At 71.1% G+C, this 2782-nt stretch carries 1 pseudogene; it reads left to right on the top strand.

What is annotated here, in order from left to right:
- Nucleotides 1–2782: pseudogene (locus ADK54_RS48775) on the top strand (acyltransferase domain-containing protein); the annotation flags it as partial.

Here is a 2782-nt window from a genome sequence, read left to right as displayed (position 1 = left end):
GGATGGGCCGCGTCGTGCGGGTGTGTCGTCCTTCGGGATCAGTGGTACGAACGCGCACGTGATCCTGGAACAGCCCGAACCCGCCGACACCGACACCGAATCGGACACCCCGGTGATCGAGCCCGGCGCGCTGGCGTGGGTGCTCTCCGGCAAGAACGAGGCCGCGCTGCGTGGCCAGGCGGCGCGCCTGCTGCCCCTCGTCGCCGGCCGCGACGGGCGGTCCGCGCGGGACATCGGCCACTCACTGGTGACAGGACGGTCGAGCTTCCCGCACCGCGCGGTGGTGTGGGGTGAGGACCGCGAGGCACTGGTGCTCGCCTTGTCCGCACTCGCGGTGGGCGAGGCCGACGCCGGACTGGCGGAGGGCTCGTCCGGTGCGGGGAAGACGGCCTTCTTGTTCTCGGGCCAGGGGTCGCAACGCCTGGGTATGGGGCGGGAGTTGTATGGTCGCTATCCGGTCTTCGCGGCGGCGTTCGACGTGGTGTGCGCTTCCTTGGACGAGCACTTGGACCGTCCGCTGCGGGACGTGGTATGGGGTGAGGACGCGGAGCTGCTGAACCAGACCGTGTACGCCCAGGCAGGGTTGTTCGCGATCGAGGTGGCGCTGTACCGGCTGGCGGAATCGTGGGGCGTGCGCGCCGATTTCGTGACGGGGCATTCGATCGGTGAAGTCGCCGCGGCGCACGTGGCGGGCGTCTTCTCCCTCCCGGACGCCTGCGCGCTGGTCGCCGCCCGCGGCCGGTTGATGCAGCAACTGCCCGTTTGTGGGGCGATGGTGGCGATCAGGGCGACGGAGGAGGAGGTTCTTCCGCATCTGATGGGTGGGGTGTCGATCGCGGCGGTCAACGGTCCGTCGTCGGTGGTGGTCTCCGGTGTCGAGGATGCGGTACTGGCCATCGCGGCGCGCTTCACAGCCGAGGGCCGCAAGACCAGCAGGCTGCGGGTCTCGCACGCCTTCCACTCGCCGCTGATGGAACCGATGCTGGCCGACTTCCGCGCGGTGGTGGCACGGCTGTCCTTCGGCACGCCGACGATCCCTGTCGTGTCGAACCTGACGGGCCGGCTCGCCGAACCCGAACAGCTCGGCCACGCCGACTACTGGGCCCAGCACGTCCGCGAAGCCGTGCGTTTCGCGGACGGCATACGGGCTCTGCACGCAGAAGGGGTGACGCGCTTCCTCGAACTCGGCCCGGACGGTGTGCTGTCCGCGATGGCACAGGAGTCGCTACCGGACGACGCCGTGCTTGCTCCCGTACTGCGCAAGGACCGGCCCGAGGAGACGGCACTGCTGGGTGCCCTGGCGCAGCTGTACGTCCGGGGCGCGAGCGTGGACTGGGCGGCGCTGTACGCCGGTACGGGTGCGCGGTGGGCGGAGCTGCCGACGTACGCGTTCCAGCGGGAGCGGTTCTGGCCGTCGGGTCGGGTGGCGCGTTCCGGTGATGTGTGCTGGGTGCGGCGGTGCAACTGGCGGGCTCGGGTGGGGTGTTGTTCACCGGGCGGTTGTCGGTGTCCTCGCACCCGTGGCTGGCGGATCATGTGGTGCGGGGGTCCGTGCTGGTGCCTGGGACGGCACTGGTGGAACTGGTCCTCCGCGCAGCCGACGAGGTCGACTGCGACCTGCTGGAGGAACTGACGTTGGCCGCGCCGCTGGTGCTGCCCGCGTCGGACAGCGGTGTGCAGGTACAGGTCTGGCTGGGGGAGCCGGACGGTTCGGGCCGCCGCCCGGCGTCGGTGCATGCGCGTGAGGCCGAGGGCCCCTGGACGCTGCACGCCAGCGGTGTGGTGACCACGGGGGCCGAAATAGTCTCCTTCGACGCCGCGGTATGGCCTCCGAAGGGCGCGGAGTCGGTGGACGTGGCGGACTGCTACGACGAACTCGCCGATGCCGGGCTCACGTACGGCCCGGTGTTCCGGGGCCTGCGCGCGGCCTGGAAGCTCGGTGAGGACGTCTACGCCGAGGTGGGGCTGCCGGAGGGCACGGACGGCCACGCCTACGGGCTGCACCCTGCGCTCTTCGACGCCGCCCTGCACGCGGCGGCACGGGGTGGAGTGGAGGCGGGCGGAGTCCCCTTCTCGTGGAGCGGAGTGTCCCTGCACGCCTCCGGAGCCTCCCACCTCCGCGTTCGAATCCGAGGCACGGCCAACGGAATGTCGATCGCGATGGCGGACACCTCCGGTGCGCCGGTCGCCTCCGTGGAGTCGCTGGTGGTGCGTCCGCTCTCGGCCGGGCAGTTGCAGGCCGCCGACCGTGACGCCCTCTTCAAGGTCGACTGGGTTCCCGTCCCGCTCACGGACGAGCGTGTCGAGCTCGGCACCGGTCCGGAGAGCGAACCATGGCGAACTCTCGCGGATCTGGAGTCGCTGGCCGGGGCGACCGTGCCCGGTACGGTCCTGGTCACGCCGCCCGCCGGCGCCGCCGGAGTGGTGGAGTCCGTACACCGCGCGGCTGCCTGGGCGCTGGAGATGGTGCAGTCCTGGCTGGCCGACGACCGGTTCGCCACCTCGCGCCTGGTGTTCGTCACCCGCGGGGACGTCGCTGGCGCGGATCTCGCGGGTGCCGCCGTGCGGGGTCTGGTGCGGTCGGCGCAGTCGGAGAATCCGGGCCGTTTCGGTCTGGTGGATGTGGCCGACGACTTCGATATGACCGTGCTGGCGCAAGGGCTCGCTACCGACGAGCCCGAACTGCTGGTGCGTGGTGGTGAGGTGCTGGTGCCGCGGTTGGCTCGTGCCCGGTCCGAGCAGGCGATGGCCTGGGACTCGTCCGGTACGGTCCTGATCACGG

The sequence above is a fragment of the Streptomyces sp. WM6378 genome (assembly GCF_001279695.1).
In the GTDB taxonomy this organism is placed as follows: domain Bacteria; phylum Actinomycetota; class Actinomycetes; order Streptomycetales; family Streptomycetaceae; genus Streptomyces.
Note: the sequence above shows the minus strand (reverse complement) of the source record. Positions and strands in the feature narration are given on the sequence as shown.